The organism is Paenibacillus tepidiphilus, assembly GCF_008635795.1.
Taxonomy (GTDB): Bacteria; Bacillota; Bacilli; order Paenibacillales; family Paenibacillaceae; genus Paenibacillus_AQ; species Paenibacillus_AQ tepidiphilus.
Genome location: NZ_VWRQ01000001.1, coordinates 180,873 through 197,523, shown reverse-complemented (window position 1 = coordinate 197,523; position 16,651 = coordinate 180,873). Strand labels below are relative to the sequence as shown.

The 16,651-nt window shown below is 54.5% G+C and carries 16 protein-coding genes; 6 read left to right on the top strand and 10 right to left on the bottom strand.

The window, feature by feature from the left end; translation table 11 throughout:
* Positions 1-16: 16 nt before the first annotated feature.
* The 3 genes from F1379_RS00875 to F1379_RS00865 form a co-directional block, all read right to left on the bottom strand.
* Positions 17-1,462, bottom strand: a complete 1,446-nt coding sequence (locus F1379_RS00875) for an ATP-binding protein (protein WP_239004503.1) — start codon at positions 1,460-1,462, stop codon at positions 17-19.
* Positions 1,463-1,970: 508 nt separating this feature from the next.
* Positions 1,971-2,156: a hypothetical protein gene (locus tag F1379_RS00870; RefSeq protein WP_150265330.1), complete on the bottom strand. Its 186-nt coding sequence runs from the start codon at positions 2,154-2,156 to the stop codon at positions 1,971-1,973.
* 140 nt (positions 2,157-2,296) lie between these two features.
* Positions 2,297-3,148, bottom strand: coding sequence for a helix-turn-helix transcriptional regulator (locus tag F1379_RS00865; RefSeq protein ID WP_150265328.1), 852 nt, complete (start codon positions 3,146-3,148; stop codon positions 2,297-2,299).
* Between the two features lie 83 nt (positions 3,149-3,231).
* Here F1379_RS00865 and F1379_RS00860 point away from each other — a divergent pair, with 83 nt between their 5' ends.
* On the top strand, positions 3,232-5,157 hold the full coding sequence (locus tag F1379_RS00860; protein WP_162551041.1) for a beta-N-acetylhexosaminidase: 1,926 nt from the start codon (positions 3,232-3,234) through the stop codon (positions 5,155-5,157).
* 698 nt (positions 5,158-5,855) lie between these two features.
* Here F1379_RS00860 and F1379_RS29655 read toward each other — a convergent pair.
* Both F1379_RS29655 and F1379_RS00855 read right to left on the bottom strand, forming a co-directional pair.
* Positions 5,856-6,005, bottom strand: coding sequence for a hypothetical protein (locus F1379_RS29655; RefSeq protein ID WP_162551040.1), 150 nt, complete (start codon positions 6,003-6,005; stop codon positions 5,856-5,858).
* Positions 6,002-6,328, bottom strand: a complete 327-nt coding sequence (locus tag F1379_RS00855; protein ID WP_150265324.1) for a hypothetical protein — start codon at positions 6,326-6,328, stop codon at positions 6,002-6,004. Before F1379_RS00855 ends, F1379_RS29655 begins: the two co-directional genes overlap by 4 nt.
* Before the next feature lie 115 nt (positions 6,329-6,443).
* Between F1379_RS00855 and F1379_RS00850 the strand changes: the two genes are divergently transcribed.
* Complete coding sequence (locus tag F1379_RS00850) at positions 6,444-7,382, top strand: hypothetical protein (protein ID WP_150265321.1); 939 nt, start codon at positions 6,444-6,446, stop codon at positions 7,380-7,382.
* A gap of 63 nt (positions 7,383-7,445) precedes the next feature.
* Positions 7,446-7,685 (top strand): NHLP leader peptide family RiPP precursor, encoded by a 240-nt coding sequence (locus F1379_RS00845; RefSeq protein ID WP_150265319.1) that lies wholly within the window; start codon positions 7,446-7,448, stop codon positions 7,683-7,685.
* A gap of 9 nt (positions 7,686-7,694) precedes the next feature.
* Here the strand turns inward: F1379_RS00845 and F1379_RS00840 are convergent, their stop codons facing one another.
* Positions 7,695-9,614, bottom strand: a complete 1,920-nt coding sequence (locus F1379_RS00840; RefSeq protein ID WP_150265317.1) for a sensor histidine kinase — start codon at positions 9,612-9,614, stop codon at positions 7,695-7,697.
* Positions 9,615-9,708: 94 nt separating this feature from the next.
* Positions 9,709-11,613, bottom strand: coding sequence for a sensor histidine kinase (locus tag F1379_RS00835; protein ID WP_150265315.1), 1,905 nt, complete (start codon positions 11,611-11,613; stop codon positions 9,709-9,711).
* A gap of 223 nt (positions 11,614-11,836) precedes the next feature.
* Here F1379_RS00835 and F1379_RS00830 point away from each other — a divergent pair, with 223 nt between their 5' ends.
* Together F1379_RS00830 and F1379_RS30150 are read left to right on the top strand one after the other, a co-directional pair.
* A complete protein-coding gene (locus tag F1379_RS00830; protein ID WP_150265313.1) occupies positions 11,837-12,028 on the top strand; it encodes a hypothetical protein in 192 nt (63 codons plus the stop codon).
* Between the two features lie 46 nt (positions 12,029-12,074).
* The gene (locus F1379_RS30150) at positions 12,075-12,689 is read left to right on the top strand and encodes a hypothetical protein (protein WP_239004502.1); all 615 of its coding nucleotides are present in this window, start codon (positions 12,075-12,077) and stop codon (positions 12,687-12,689) included.
* Positions 12,690-12,787: 98 nt separating this feature from the next.
* On the opposite strand, the gene F1379_RS00820 is transcribed toward F1379_RS30150, so the two are convergent.
* Positions 12,788-14,014, bottom strand: a complete 1,227-nt coding sequence (locus F1379_RS00820; protein ID WP_150265311.1) for an MFS transporter — start codon at positions 14,012-14,014, stop codon at positions 12,788-12,790.
* A 200-nt stretch (positions 14,015-14,214) separates the two neighbouring features.
* On the opposite strand from F1379_RS00820, the gene F1379_RS00815 reads away from it, so the two are divergent.
* On the top strand, positions 14,215-14,910 hold the full coding sequence (locus F1379_RS00815) for a peptidylprolyl isomerase (protein WP_150265858.1): 696 nt from the start codon (positions 14,215-14,217) through the stop codon (positions 14,908-14,910).
* Positions 14,911-14,974: 64 nt separating this feature from the next.
* Here the strand turns inward: F1379_RS00815 and F1379_RS00810 are convergent, their stop codons facing one another.
* Together F1379_RS00810 and F1379_RS00805 are read right to left on the bottom strand one after the other, a co-directional pair.
* The gene (locus F1379_RS00810) at positions 14,975-15,307 is read right to left on the bottom strand and encodes a DUF898 family protein (RefSeq protein ID WP_150265856.1); all 333 of its coding nucleotides are present in this window, start codon (positions 15,305-15,307) and stop codon (positions 14,975-14,977) included.
* A 217-nt stretch (positions 15,308-15,524) separates the two neighbouring features.
* Positions 15,525-16,628: a Glu/Leu/Phe/Val family dehydrogenase gene (locus tag F1379_RS00805; protein WP_150265854.1), complete on the bottom strand. Its 1,104-nt coding sequence runs from the start codon at positions 16,626-16,628 to the stop codon at positions 15,525-15,527.
* Between the last annotated feature and the right edge of the window lie 23 nt (positions 16,629-16,651).

Here is a 16,651-nt window from a genome sequence, read left to right as displayed (position 1 = left end):
ACCTCCTGCCTAAAGTTTATGCATTTTTTAATTCAGCCACACCAACCGGTATCGTAATTAAAATTCTCGTCCCTGCATTCTCGCTGCTCGACAGCTGAAAATCGCCGCCCAGCGATTGAGCCAGATACTGCATATTCTTCATGCCTAGCCCGCCGGAGTGCTCCTCGGATTCGGCCCAAAGCCGCTCGGTGTTAAAGCCGACGCCGTCGTCGATAATCGACAATCTGATCCATTTGGGTTTGAGCGATAATTCCACGTCCACCCGGCTCGCTGCCCCATGGCGGATGGCATTGCCCGTCGCTTCGGAGATGATCCGGAACAGGGCTTTATGGTACGGATAGGGGAGACTGAAATCGTCCCCGGTTATCTTGAGTTCAATCTCCACATCGTTCAGTCTGGACAGACTCTTCAGATGCGATCTCACCATGCCCAGCCAGGTTGGACCGCCGCTCTTCTTCGAGCTAAGGCTGTAGATTGTAATCCGCAGCTCCTTGGCCACCTTGGTCGCCGAATCATGGATCAGCTCGATTTGCTCCTCCAGCTCCGTATCACTCATCTTGCGCCAGGTCTGCTTCAGGGAGTGGGTGGCATAGACAATGCCGAACAGGCTCTGTGATACGCTGTCGTGCATTTCGTCGGCAATCCGGTTCTGCTCGTTGGTAATGATCAGCCGGTTCTCGATAACGCCCAGCTCATGGCGCTCCAAAATAATGGCGCTCAGCTCGGACAGGAACATCAGCTGCTGGATATACCAACGTCGTCCCTCAAGACCTTCCGAGGCTTCCAGCTTCACGCCGATCATACCGACAAAACGGGTGCTCATCCGCACCGGCATCAGCAGGAAATCGCCGATTCCCGGCAGGCTCTTGAACAACGGTTCACGCTGCAGCCGCCACTCCTGCTCATGCTTATCCAATTCCGAGAAGAGGAAGCGCTCCTCTTCGTGCAGCCAGCCGGTCTGCCGGCTCTGTGGCGCAGGCTCTCCGCTCTTCTTGGCGAACCAGAACAAAGCTTTATCCAGCTTGGTAAGCTTCACCACATAATCCGTAATAACCTGGCCGATGTTCATAAAGTCATGCTGGCTGGAATTCTCCACGATATGATACAGCGATTTGATATGTTCCATTGTGTCATTGGTCCGTGCGTTTGCTTCATCCCGCTGCCGCTTCGCCCGATTAACCATTTGCATAACTATAACCGCAAGTACCATGGCTAGAAACAGGCTGGTGAAATCCGATAAGGCTTCTACAAAAGATATGCCGGTGTGCACAGGGGAAATGTTATAAAAAAACAAATAAATCCCAGACGAGCCCAGAAGCAGGCTGATGCTGAAATAAAGCGGCAGCAAGCCGGCGGCAATCAGCAGCGGGCTCAGTAAATAAATGCCGAACGGACTATCGTGGCCGCCTGTAAACCATGCCAGTGCAAGAACGCCCGTCATCTCCAGAGCTACAGCAATCATGAGGACCCGCGATTGATTCCGAAGTCTGCAGTAATAAAAAGTGAATATATAAGCGCATATAAATAACACGATAATCAGCAGGGATTTGGAAATAATGGAAACTTCGGTAGGGTCCATGAGGTACATAAGCGATGTGAGGGACAAACATAAGGTTCTGTACAAGGCGATCCATTTGTCATCTGCGGTTGTCTTGATTTTCATCCCACCACCCTATTCTCCACTTTTTGGAAAATGCGAGCTTTTCTAAAGCTTTGTTAAAAGCATCATACATGAGAAAAATCACAATAACAAGTTTCCCTTTTTGTTGACACCGTTTTCATTGCAAATAAATAACAATATGCCATGAGTTTTTTTCAAAGTTTCAAACATTTATGCCCAATTCCTATAGAAATGCGGAAAATATTCTTCACGAAAAGTTCACATACCAAGGTTGGCATGCAAAAATAGCCTGTCTCCGGAGAGACAGGCCGCTCACTTGATTTCTACGGAACTACTGCAACTGGTTCAGTTACTCTGTCGGTTGCCTTGAAGGGACCGGCGGGGCTGCAGGCAGCTTGCGGTAATTGCATATGCAGATCTGATAGCGCTGTTCGCCAACGATATGATACCCGGTGGAAAGGACGCGAACGGCATGGTTCTTATGCATATCCACCTTATGGAGACTGCGGCAAGCGATGCAGTAATACTCTCTCATGGTTTCATCTCCGGCCTAACATAGTCGAATTTCCCCATAAAACTGTTAATATTAGCTAGATCATAGCATTTCAAATTTATGAGTGTCAACAAAAACCCTCAAAATCCGACAAACAGCTGCCAAACGGACCAGTACAGGAATCACATGCTGCTGCGGGAAAATTGGGGAGATACGCCCATATATTTTTTATACAATCGTGAGAAATAGAACGGATCGCCGTATTGCAGCAGGCCGGCAATTTCCTGCACCTGCAGAGAGGTATTTAGCAGCAGATGCTTCGCTTCGGCCATTTTTAGCCGGTGTATGTATTCGTGTAAAGGGTATCCCGTACTGTTCCGTACCTGCCGGCGCAGCGTGGACAGCGAAATATGATGTTCTGCGGCAATCTGCTCCGGCTCCGTCTTCCCGTACACACAGGCCTGCAGACCGGTACGGATCTTCCTCATGGCCTCGGACTGGGGACGCTCCTGTGTCCCGGTCTGCCGCGCAACTCCCAGCAGCATCCGTTCAAGCGTCAGGCAGGCCAGGTCCGCATCTTCGGCATCGCCGCTGTCCATCTGGGACAATACTTCTTCAAAGAACGTCTGCAGTTTGTGCACCGTAACGCCCTGAAACACTGTCCCCCCTGTCAGAAGGCCCGCTTCCAGCCATTCCTCCACCCGCTTGCCATAGAAGCTGATGTAATATTCATCCCAGAAGCCTCCCGGAGGCGGGCCAAAATTGTAGCTGTAGCCCGGCCGGAAGAAAAAAAGGCTGCCGGACCGCACCTGCTGCTGCCGGCCTCCACTCTCCAGGTAACTGCCGGTACCTGCGGTAATCAGTACCAGCGCCCAATGTTCGAACTCTGCCTCTCGGCGGAACAGGATTCTGCCGGGGAGGTGTCCGGCCTGATGGATCGCCACCGATTTCAGCCGCAGCCTGGAAGCCTCCACCTTGGGATCCATGATCCGGATAGGATACGGACTGATCATATAATCCATGTGCTGAGACACAGCTTCTATTCCCCCCTTGATGCAGGAATGTTATCTTGATTACGAAGATGCCTATATTTTACATGAAGAAGAGGTGTTCCGCTATGTCAGATCCCAACAGCCTGCCGCTGCTGCCGCGCCCCCGCAACCTGCAGCTTCTGGAAGGGCACTACCGTATTCCGTCAGGAGCCACCATTGCACTGGCCGGAGAAGCCAACCGCTCCGCCTTGCCCGCCGTCCGCAGGCTTCAACGAATCCTGGAGCAGAGCCTGCACCTGCATCTGCAGCTGTCGCTGGGCGACCATGAGCAGGACCTTGCCGCATTCCGGTTCAGCTATAACCGCCTGCTCTCCATGCAGGCTTATGAAATCGCCGTCTCTGTTGAAGAAATTTCCGTTTCCTACAGCTCTCCGGAAGGCGCCTATTATGCAGTGGCAACCCTGAAGCAGCTGCTGGCGCATTGCGGAAGAAGCCTGCCGTGCCTGCAGATTTATGATGAGCCGGATTTCGCCGCCCGCGGGCTGATGATCGACATCAGCCGCAACAAAATTCCCCAGCTTGCCACACTGTACCGGATCGTTGATCTGATGGCGGACCTTAAACTGAACCAGCTGCAGCTATATATAGAAGGAGCTCCTTTTGCCTATGAGTCCTTTCCCGCCGTCTGGGAGCTGGAAACCCCCATCACCGGGGAAGAAATCCTGCTGCTGAATGACTATTGCCGCGAGCGCTATATTGCACTCGTTCCCAATCAGAACAGCTTCGGGCATATGGAGGGCTGGCTCACCCGGCCGGAGTTCAACCACCTTGCAGAAATGCCTGATGGCTTTATGCTTCCCGAAGGGATGTACGACAGCGATTTCCATCCGGACGGCCTGTCGATGGAGCCGGGCACATTCCATACCGAAGACCCTGAAGTGCTGAAGCTGCTGGGTACAATGTACGACGACCTTCTTCCTTATTTCACCTCGGACTTATTTAATGTAGGCTGCGATGAGACCTATGAGGTGGGGATGGGCAAAAGCAAGGCCGCGGCTGCTTCTGCGGGCAAGGGCAATCTCTACCTGTCTTTTCTGAAGAAAATACAGGAGCTTGTGGAGGCACGCGGCAAAACGATGCAGTTCTGGGGAGACATCATCCTGCAATACCCGGAGCTGATTCCCCAGCTGCCGAAGAATATCATCGCTATGGAATGGGGCTATGGCGACGATCATCCCTTCGCCGAAGACACGGACAAATTCCGGGAAGCCGGTATTCCGTTCTATATCTGCCCGGGAACCAGCTCCTGGAATTCCTTGACCGGCCGAACCGACAATATGCTGGGTAACCTGCGCAGCGCCGCCATCCACGGCAAACGTAACGGAGCGGCCGGCTACCTCATTACCGATTGGGGCGACCATGGTCACTGGCAGCAGCTGCCGGTCAGCTATCCGGGGTTCGTCTATGGCGCAGCGCTGGCCTGGCAGGTAGAGAACAACCTGACGGCCGATGTGACAGGCTACCTGAACAGCTTCATCTATCGTGACCGTTCGGGGAAAATCGGCCAACTGCTGCTGGACCTCGGCAATTACTACCTCTTGGAATCCGGAGCTTACCGTGCGAACGATACGGAATTGTCAATGCTGCTGCGCAGCCGTCTGGACAATTTCCGGTTGTCCGGCAAGCTGACTGCAGCGCATCTGGATGCCCTTGATCGTTATATCACAGGGCTTGAAGCGGAGCTTGCGCTGCTGGAGCTGGGCTGTGACGATGCGGAGCTGGTGCTGGAGGAGCTGCGCAGCGGCATTCTGTTCGTCAAGCACGCGATCTCGCTGGCCCGGCTCAAGCGGCTTCTGGAGCAGGATGCCGGAGCGATAAATACCGCTATGGTGGAGCGGCAGATTCATGAGCTTGATTCTCTGCTCCACCATTACCGGGGCTGCTGGAGCCGGCGCAACCGGCCCGGCGGCTATGAGCGCAGCACAGCGAAGCTGCTGCGGCTGCGCGGGGAATATACAGCGCTGGCACAGCGGCTTGCGCCGGAACGGTAACGGCCCGGCGCACACCGTGCCCGGGAATATTCGCCGGTATTCGCGAATGTTCGCTAGTGTCCCGAGAGGTGCGCTGATTCCCGGGAGCGTGCGCTGATTCCCGGGAGGTGCGCTGATTCCCGGTGCGTGCGCTGATCCCGGAGCGTGCGCTGATCCCGGAGCGTGCGCTGTTACCAGGGAGGTGCGCTGATATACAGGAGGTTAGTCGATGCTCCCTTCACATCCGCCAACGCTCAGCCACGCAATGTATATATCGGTGAATCGGATGGGCTGAATGATGTAGGCTAATTGCACTTTGTACAACTAAATCCTGCAAATTAACCGCAAAAGAGCAAATAGCTGCACTCGATACAACTAAACCGGGGGAATTCCTTTACTTTGGCAGTTCCCCGGACTTTTAGTTGTAGAAAGTGCAGCTATTTTCATTGGACGGCTGCTTTTCAGTGAAATAAGTGTACAAAATACAACTATACTAAATAGGGCTTACGTTGCACTTGCGGCGGCCGAACCACAGCAGCAGCTTGCGACAGCCAGCCTGCGGCGGGCAATCCCCGCAGCAGCAGCAGTTTTTGCGACAGCCAGCTTGCGGCAGGCAATCCCTGCAGCAGCAGTTTGCGACAGCCAGCCTGCGGCGGGCAAACCCGCAGCAGCAGTTGCGACAGCCAGCCTGCGGCGGGCAAACCCGCAGCAGCAGTTTGCTACAGCCAACCTGCGGCGGGCAAACCTGCAGCAGCAGCTTGCGACAGCCAGTCTGCGGCGGACAATCCCTGCAGCAGCAGTGTTTGCGGCAGCCAGCCTGCGGCGGGCAGACCCGCAGCAGCCGGCCTTTCCGGCTGGCTCCGCCTCACAGCTGGCCTTCCTGCTCAGCGTTTGCCTTGCCGGAGATACTTCCCAGCCGGCGTACCTCCTCATACTGATTCTCCAGCATCTCGCGTTCGCGGCGCTCCTGCGCTTCCCGCCCGGCGCCTGCCTCAAGGCTCTCGGCATCCTCATAGAGGTTCCATATCTCCGTGAACAAGTAGTCCTTCAGCTCGACAACGGTGCCATCCGCTCTCCCCCCGCTCCAGAACAGGCCGCGTGCGGTCCGCAGCACTGTACGTCCATCGGGAGTTGAGGCTTTTTGACCAATCCGGATTGCATGCAGCATCTGACCGGTAGTGTACCAGTTCATCCCCTTTTCCCTCCCATAATTTCATTGTAAAGAAACGAAAGGCAAGTATATAATCAAAACATACATACATCCATATTTTTACTTTATCTTTATTTTATTGACAGGGGATATCATTATGGATTGGCTGAATGACTATGAAGCGGACCTGCGCGAAGTCTTTGCAACCAGCCGCGGTATTATCGCATCCTTCCCGCCGCCGCTGTGCACACAGGGGCTGGCTTATCTTGACCGGTTTAATCCTTTCAGTGACGGCAGCCACAAGAATTTTATTTGTTATCTGCTGCCGTTCTGGCTCCGCCCAGGCTATAACCTTGACCTCCAGCTGATACGCGGCATGTCCGCGGGGAATGTTCTGCTGATGCTATATTTTTTTCTGCAGGATGATCTGATGGATACCCGGGACCCCGCTTCGGCGGACAAGCTGCCGCTCGCCAATCTGCTGTTCACCGAATGCATGAATATATACCGTCCGCTCTTCCCGGCGGATTCTCCGTTCTGGTCCTATTTCAACCGGTATATCCGCGAATGGGCGGACAGCGTAACCCGTGAAAGAGAGAGCGACTTCTTCCTGGAGGACCGTATCCGCATTGCCCATAAGGCCAGCCCCCTCAAGCTTTGCAGTACAGCCATTCTCCTGCTCACCAATCGTGCGGAGGACATCTCCGCTCTGGAAGACCTGCTTCATACAGTGCTGATTACATTGCAGATGCTGGACGACTACGAGGATTGGGAGGAGGATTTCGCGGAGGGCAATTACAATTGCCTGCTCGCCTTTACCAGCAGCCGGTCCGGAATTGCCAGAACGGAACTATCCCCGGAGCAGGTCAGGGCGTTTATCTTTACGCGGAGCGGCCTCACCCAGTACTCCGAGATTGCTGCAGCCCATGACAGACAGCTCACGGACAGCAGGCTGCGGATTCCGCATTTGGCCGGCTTCCACCGGACACTCTCCCAGAATCTGCAGAGCATCGCGCTTTCGATAGAAGAAGAGAAACGCCGCCTCCAGGGCGGCGGTCTCGGCTACTGGCTCTCCAAACACCTGAAAGAGTCATAGAATTATAGAAAAGCCTATGATATACTGTTGAGGAAATTATATCCAATCGAAAGGGTGATTGTTGTGTCCGAAGCAATTCTTAAGAATCAGGTCATTCAAAAAGCATGGGAAGACCCGGGCTTCAAGCAGAAGCTGCTCGCTGATCCAAAGGCAGCACTCTTTGAAGCACTGGGCGTACATCTTCCTGACCACATTACACTCAAAGCAGTGGAAGAAGGCTCTAATGAATTCTACCTCGTGATTCCACAGAGTCCCTCTTCCGGAGTTATGCAAGCCGACATCAAGCCCTACGGTTCCTGGTAAACAGTAGTCCTATGATTGGGAGTCGGAAGCCTCCGGATTGTCTGCCCGCGGCAGAACGGTGACGGATTCGGTTCCGGCTCCTTTTTTGCTGATGAACCGGATCTCGCCGCGCATCGCTTCAATAATACGGAATGTAACCATCAGGCCAAGTCCCGTCCCCTTCGTCTTGTTGGAGAAATACGGTTCACCGAGACGGCCGAGCACATCATGATCCATCCCCTCCCCGTTATCCTTGATATGGATGTACACCTTGTCCCCTTTGGCATAAGCCGACATCTGAATCACCCCGTCATCACCAAGGGATTCAATGCTGTTCTTGATGATATTAATGAATGCCTGCTTGAATTTGGACGAATTGCCTCTTACCCAGAGCTGGTCGCCGACTTCCACTACCATTTTGCCACCGGTTAAATGGCAGAGCGGACGCAGGATACTCTCGATATGCTTGAATTCATCCTGTACGTTCAGCAAGGAAATCTGCTCGAATTCCGGTTTGGCGAAGGTCAGGAAATCCGTAATGATACTGGCCGCACGGTCCAGCTCGCTGAGCGCCATGGTCAGATAGCTTTTCTCGTCGCCGCTGGACTTCTCGCTGAGCAGCTGCAGGAAGCCCCGCGTCACCTGAAGCGGATTGCGGACCTCATGCGCCACACTGGCGGCAAGCTCGCTGATAATCTCCATTTTCTCCGACCGCTGCAGCTCATTGTTGAACAGCTCCAGCTCGCGCGAGTATTTCACCACCTGCTGGTGATTCAGCGCCAGCCTGCGTCCCAGAATAATGATCAGCGACAGGATAAACACGACCAGCGACCATTTCCAGTAAAAGAGATCATAATCCCCTTCACGGTAATAGTACCAGCTAAGCTCAAGCACGCTGGTCAGTGCCGCGAAGCCGAATCCCACCGCGAATATAATGGCATCCCGGTTCCTTCTCAGGGCGAACAGAACGACACAGGCAATCAGCAATACAAACTGTAGGATAAGGATGACACCCACAACCGTGGTCGAAACGAAATAATAAAGCTCAACAAACCGGTTGCCGGAGATTAGATTTATCACAAGACAAATCAGACAGAACAGGGAATAGCCCGCCTGAAATTTGCGGAATTTACGGATGATGCCGTATTTCCCCCCGCCAAAGATCCGTTCAAACAGATAGGTGAGCGCCGGAAGCAGCGACAAGAGGGCGATATCGTAAAAGATAATGCTAGCCGGTCCCAGATAACTGTAAAAGGTATAGATAAAGGGCGAATAAGTAACCGAAAGCACTCCTGTGGAAGCAATCACTACGGCGAGAGTTGCGGCAATCGGAAAATACTCCTTGTTTAAATAGAAGGAACACACGAACAGCACGATGGCCACAAATATAAACGCACCGCCCAAAATGACGTCGATCAGCCCGTTCCTGATATAATCCTTGACCAGCACGCTATGTTCCCCGATGATGATCTTATCCTTGACACCGATCCGGTCCTGAAGCGTCTCCGTCCAGATATACATGGCTTTACCCGCGTCTGCGGTGTTCAGCGGAACGAGGAGTGAATACTGGTCCTTGATATAGCCTCGCCCCGCTTCAAACACGAGCCGGTCTTCTACATATACCCGCACATGCAGTGCATATAGCTTCTCAATGTATACAGACGGTGATGTAAAGCTATACTGCGGCAGTTGAACACGCGTCCAGGCAGAGGATGCCCCATCCGGTAGCTCCAATGCTCCTTGGGCGCCGTCTGCGGCGATCCATCCCGGCTCCTTGGTATCAGGAATCGCATTCGACCCGGTCCCGGCCGAGTCTCCCCATTTCACCCGCCAGTCTGTAATTTCAATTGAGGCATATCCTCCCTCTGCCGCTGCCACAAAGGAGCCGAAAAGCGTCCAAATCAGGCATAACAGCAGAGAGATTTGTCCAAATTTAGCCACCAATCGCATGCAAGCACCCCGAATAAAAATTTCAGAACCGATGTTCTGCTCCGTTATTATTTCGCCCCGGGCAGTCCCTATCCCTCCCGCCAAACAATTTTCGCTAATCTTTTTCTATATTTCCGTACAATGGCAATTTCACAATGACCTCGGTGCCTTTTCCCTTGGCGCTTTGAAACTGCACCGTTCCGTCCATAGCCTCGATAATGCGGAAGGTGACCATCAGCCCGAGCCCCGTGCCTTTGGATTTGTTGGAGTAGAACGGTTCTCCCAGCCGGGCCAGCTCGCTGACCTTCATCCCTTCACCGTTATCTTTTATGCTGATAATGATATGCTGTCCGGACTTCCAGGCTGTGATGCGGATGACTCCGTTCTCTTGCAGTGACTCGATGCTATTCTTGATCAGATTGATGAAGGCCTGCTTGAATTTGGAGGAGCTGCCCAATACCTGCAGCCCGCTTTGCAGGTGGAGCTCTATAGAGCCACCCTGCAGGTGGGCAAGCGGCACCATAATTCCGGCAACATGCCGCAGCTCCGCCTCCACATCGAGCCCGTCGACAGTTTCGACAACGGGCTTCGCAAAGGTCAGGAAGTCGGTAATGATCACCGAAGCCCGGTCAAGCTCCTGGAGCGCCATCTGCAAATATTCCTTCTCCTTCTGGCCTGAGCGTTCACCGAGAATCTGCAGGAAGCCCCGTGTCACCTGGAGCGGATTACGCACTTCATGCGCTACGGAAGCGGCCAGCTCGCTGATCATTTCCATTTTTTCCGAGCGCTGCAGCTCGTTGCCCAGCTTCTCCAGTTCTTTGGAATAAGACAGTGTGCGCTTATAGTTCTCGGCAAATTTCTGTCCAAGCACAACAATCAGCGCAACGATAAAGACAACGATTCCCCATTTCCACCAATACAGCTGATAGCTTCCCGAGCTCAGGTAGTAAGCCAGCAGTTCCCCAAGGGTGATGACGGCGAATACGCCGAAGCCTGCGGTGAAATAGATCGCGGAGCGGTTGTGGCGCCGGGCCCGGGAGAGTGCAAGCAGCAGCAGGACCACCAGCTGTCCCATCATCACCACTCCAAGTATCCCGACGCTGAACAGCCGGTAAAGATGATCCATCCGGAAGGATAACAGGGAGTTGGCAACCATGAGTCCAAGGCAGGCGAGCGAATAAGCAATCTGAATATTCCGGAACAGTCGCAGCCACCGCTGCCCTTCCGGGTAGAACATTTTCTCGAAATACAGAGTGAACGAAGGCAGCAGGGTATAGAGCGCCAGATCAAAGGCCACTTCAATCCAGCGGTCTCCGCCATGCATGACAAGCGGGAGAACCGGTGAATAGGCAATCAGCATCACGCCCAGCGACAGTACGACCAGCATCAGCCAAAAGCCGCCCGCAAAGAAATCCAGCCGGAGAAACATCAGACCAAGCAGCAGGACAACCGCCATAAAGATCAGCGCCGCACCGATAATCAGATCCACCAGATCCCGCTTGATATGGTATCCCAGCAATTGATTGTACGCTCCCACCCTGCTGTCCCCGTCGACTCCGAAAATATGTCCGCCCGAGCTGCGCAGATACAGCATCCCTTCGCCTTCGGCCCCTGTTAAAGGAATCAGCAGCTTGCTGCCGCCCGAGCGTACGGGTTCAAGCGACTCATAGATAAGCGTCTGATTTCTGTATACCTGCAGGTCTGAGCCATAGATTCTCTCCAGAGACAGCACGGATTGCGCCGGCGTTGCCGGAAGAGGAACCCGCAGCCAGACCGCTCCCGCTTCCGGCGGTTCTTCCGGAACATGCCCCTCCGCCTCCAGCGGACTCCAGCGCTCGGCGGGAAGGCCCGCCGCCTCAAAGGGCGTCAGGGACTCCGGGCCCTCCCACACATATTCATAACCCTGCAATACAGTGCCGGGATATCCGTCCCATTCCACAGCAGTGCCGAATGGCACGGCGGCGGCCAGGAGCAGCAGGAACAGCAGTGCAGCTGTCCGCTTTGGCGATAGCAACTTCATCTTGGCACCTCAATAAACCGTAAGTGGTATTTTTATAGTTCGTATGATTCTTACTTTCGACAAGCTTCGCGCTCATCCCTGCCTAATATTGCAAAATCCCTCGAAATTAGCGTCCTGCTTCTCCGGTTAAACAACCCATGCGCTGCCTATATTAAGAGTGCCGCATGGATTCGCCGCCGGGTAAACGGGTAAAGAATGATTATAGTTCACAAGGAGGGCGCCTATGAAGGAAGAAGAACAATTCCGCGCGGCGGCTCAGCCACACCAGGAGGATCTGGTGACCGAACGGGATATTGATGAGGATTTTGGCCTGTTTCAGGAAGGAAGCTATCCCGGGGCTTTGCCGGATAGCGATCAGCGTGCCGCAGTGCGGGAGGCACTGCCGACTGCGGATAAGGAGACAGAGGACAAGTAATGCGCAGGCAGGAAATCAACCAAAGATAAAAGGGAGTTGAACCGCTATGGGCAATGAATTCAATAAAACCGAAGCTGATTTCGCCTATGAACGCTACAATACCATGAGGAATGCACCGGAAGATCAGGATATACCGCTGGAGGAACTGCGGCCTCTTGGTACGATTACTGAACAGACCGCAGGCCAGGATGATATTGCGGCGAATACCCGGCCGCTCGAGTCGGCGCTGGCCAGCCATGAACCGGTCGGCCGGCATCCCATCGATTTCGACGGGGTCCCCGACGAAGAGGCCGATCCTGCCCTGACGGGCGATTCGATCCTGGCCGCCGACATCGGCCTGTACCAGCCGGAGCCGGAGCTTGGCCGCCGTGCTGAACGGCATGGCGGCATTGTGAGCTCACCGCCGGCAGAGCGCGACGAGCTCGTCGAGTCGGATGCGCTCTTCGCCGCCAGCGCTGCGGGGCTGGCCGGCGGTGCCATTGATTATGCCGAGGACGAGCAGACGACGGCGGATTCATTGGACGAAGAGGAACAGCCGCTGGAGGATATTCCCGATGCCGATGAGCTTCAGCCCGGCACAGCGGTAGACCCTGCCGCTCCGCCGGTGGATGTTATGCCGGGAACCGATGTGCTGAACGGTTCCACCGGTGAAGAAGAATAACTGCACAGACAACAGCAGCGCCGCCGAACCCACGGGTCCGGCGGCGCTGCTGTTTATTAGAGTATAGAAGCGCAGCTATGTACGCCTGCCGAAGCAGCTTAACCCGGAAGAGCTGCGGAGACGGCCTTCTCACGGATGGCCTCCACCTTGGCTTCGAGCCTGCGCGTCTTCACCAGCACCGCCGCTACCAGCAGCAGTACACCGTTGACGACAAAGACCCAGCGGATTGGAATCAGCCCGCCCAGCAAGCCTCCGATGATCGGTCCCGCCATCGTCGCCAGCTGCGTAGCCGCCTGGTTAAGCCCGAACGCCCGCCCGCGGAAGCCCGGATCGATCGATTGGACAATCATCGCATTGACCGAGGGCAGGACCCCTGCGTAGAACAGGCCGTATACAAAACGCAGCACCGCAAATTCCACATAGCCTGTAACAAAATACTGCAGAATATTGCCGATGCCTCCGCCGATCAGCCCGATGAACAAAATCAGGCCAAAGCCCTTGCGGCTGCCCAGCTTGCCCCACTGCGGCGCCATGATTACCGTAGCAATGCCGACGGCCGAGAACACGATTCCTGAGCTTAAGGAGGCACTGTCCCGGGAGACGCCCATATCGAGCAAGTAGATCGGCAGCAGCGGCTCAAGAATCATCACCGAGAAGGTGGCGATTCCCGCCAGGGACAGGAGTGTCATGAAGGCGGGGTTATGGGCCGCTTCACGGATATCGTCGCGCACATGCGAGCGCGGCGCCGAGCGGTCGTAGTTCTCCTCCTTTGCAAAAAAGGTGGCGATTAGCGCCGATACCAGCACAATCACCGCCGAGAACAGAAAAGCGCTGCGGTTGCTAGAATAATAACTGACCACTCCGCCGATCAGCGGACCGATGATGCTTCCCGTGGCGCCGGACGTCGCCATAATGCTGAGCGCGTAGCCCGTCTTCTCCTCCGGCGTGTTGGTGGCTACCATGGCGATAGCCGCCGGTACAAAGCCGGCCAGGAGTCCCTGGAAGATACGCACAATCACGAACACATAAGGGTCCTGAACAAAAAAGTTAATGAAATATAGCGCCGCAAGGCTAAAGCCTGAACGGATCAGCATCGGTTTGCGGCCGTATTTGTCGGCCAGAGATCCCCAAAACGGGGAAATAAGCGCACTGGCGAGAAACGTTATCCCAAAGCTGATCCCCGACCATAGCTCCAAATGCTCCGTAACGCCGAGCTGGTCACTGAGAAAGATAGACATAAACGGAATCGAGATCGAATAAGCCGTACTGCAAAAAAACACTCCCAGCCAAAGCACGATCAGGTTCCGCTTCCATGAAAATTTCATGCTGCTGCACCGCCTCTTCCGGATTTTCAAAGAAGACCTTTACTTATTGTAAACCTCTTTGGCCGCAGATGCCAAGGTTTGGGACAGCATCGGTTTTGCAAGAAGCGGGTCAAAGAGGGTATGATGGGGAATGGAATACAATGAATCGCTATACACAAAAGGAGAGAGATCAAGACGTGAAACGCGCAACCAAACAATCCATGCTGCTGCTCATGCTGGCTCTGCTGCTACTCGCAGTGGCCGGCTGCGGCAACAAGCCGGCAGCGAACAATGCCGCCAATAATGCACCGCAGAGCAACGCCACTGCAGAACCAAGCGCGGCACCGCAAGACAACGCCTCCGGAGCTGCTCAAGGCGAAGGCGTACCGTCGGAGACGGCCAGCCATCCCGTGGTCACTATCGAGATGGAGGACGGCGGAATCATCAAGGCTGAGCTGTATCCGGAAGTAGCCCCAAATACCGTTAATAATTTCATCTCCTTGATTAAACAAGGCTTCTATGACGGTACGATCTTCCACCGGGTGATCCCCGGCTTCATGATCCAGGGCGGTGATCCCGATGGCACCGGCATGGGCGGCCCGGACTACAGCATCGCCGGCGAGTTCACGGCCAACGGCTTCACCAACAACCTGGCGCATACGACTGGCGTGCTGTCGATGGCCCGTTCCCAGGCGATGGATTCCGCCGGCTCGCAGTTTTTCATCATGGCAGCGGATTCTCCCCACCTGGATGGCCAATATGCCGCCTTCGGCAAAGTCATCGAAGGACTGGATGTGGTAGACGCCATCGTCAACCTTCCGCGCGACGATTCCGACCGGCCGGAGCAGCCTCCTGTTATGAAGAAGGTAACAGTGGACACGCTTGACGTTGCCTATCCGGAGCCGCAGAAGATGTAGTAATTACTTCGTAAACAAAGCCCATTCCCGCAGCCTGCGGAAATGGGCTTTGTGATTTGCCGTTCTACTGATACCGGATGTTCTTTGTCTTCCACTGCTCAAGCTTAATGCCAACCCAGAAGCCGTAAATCCCCAGGGTAATAATACTCAGCAGAAACCACTTGATCCAGTGTCCGAACAAGCTGACGGCCGAGCCTTCGAATCGCAGGCGCCGCCCCTCTATTACCGTATGCTCTGTTTTCCAGCGGTAAATCATTACGACCGACCAGGGAAAACAAATACCGAGCGTACACACGGTGACGAGCCATCCTGCCAATCTCCAGCCAATGTACTCTATCAGCTTCCCGTCAAAATAAGAATCTTTGCTTCCATAATCAAACTCCGTGTATGCATTGATGGCTGACACAGGCTTCCACCCCTCGTGATATCACTGTAATCGTTTTCTATTTTCCTAGATCAACCACACGGAACACCGCGACATTTCTCACTAAGTCCAGTAATATTTTACATAATGAATTGATGGATTTGCCATGAACGGAAATCACCAAAAAACCCGGCCCCTGTCCTGCTTACGCAGTAACAGAGTCCGGGCTATCATGCCAATAGATATAGGTTTAGTTAAAGGTTCTTCTGCTGATCGCATGATGCTCACGGCGCAGGAAGGTGCTGCGGCTTGCACGGAGCAGGGCGATCCGCTCTTCGGCCAGACGGTCTGCCGCCTGATACGCCGGAATACCGGACTGCGCGGATATTTCCAGGACACGGGTGATGCTGTCATAGATCTTGGCAATCTGCTTAAACGCGCGGTCTTTATTGTAGCCGTTCAGTTCATCGGCGATATTGATGACGCCTCCGGCATTGATCACATAATCCGGTGCGTATACCACGCCCTTCTCGTGGAGAGCATCGCCGTGGCGCGGCTCCTTCAGCTGGTTGTTGGCCGCTCCCGCGACAACCTTCGCTTTCAGTACAGGCAGCGACTCGTCATTGATCGTTGCCCCCAGTGCGCACGGCGCATAGATATCGCACTCTACGGAGACAATGTCGGCAGGATCAACCGCCTTGGCACCGTAGGCCTCTACCGCCCGGTTCACCGCATCCTTGTTGATATCGGTGACGATAAGCTTCGCTCCCTCTTCGTGGAGGTACTTGCACAAGGTAAAGGATACATTGCCCACACCCTGCACGGCTACCGACTTGCCGGCGAGTGAATCACTGCCGAAGGCGGCCTTGGCCGCGGCCTTCATCCCCTGATATACACCGAAAGCCGTCGCCGGCGAAGGATTGCCGGAAGAGCCGTAAGTGGCGGAAATGCCGGTCACATAATCCGTCTCCTGATGGATGATGTCCATATCCGCTTCGGTCGTGCCGACATCCTCGGCAGTAATATAACGGCCGTTCAAGCCCTGAACATATCTGCCGAAGGCGCGGAACATGGCTTCATTCTTATCCTTCTTCGGATCGCCGATAATGACGGTCTTTCCTCCGCCAAGGTTAAGACCCGCAGCAGCATTCTTGTACGTCATGCCTTTGGCCAGCCGCAGTGCATCCACCACAGCCGCTTCTTCCGAAGCGTATGTCCACATTCTCGTCCCGCCCAGTGCGGGTCCAAGTGTCGTGTCATGGATGGCGATGATCGCCTTCAGGCCCGACGCCTTATCCTGACAAAACAACAGCTCTTCGTAATCGTCCCGCTCCATTGCCGCAAACAGTTCCATTTTGTTCATTTCTCCTGTCTCCA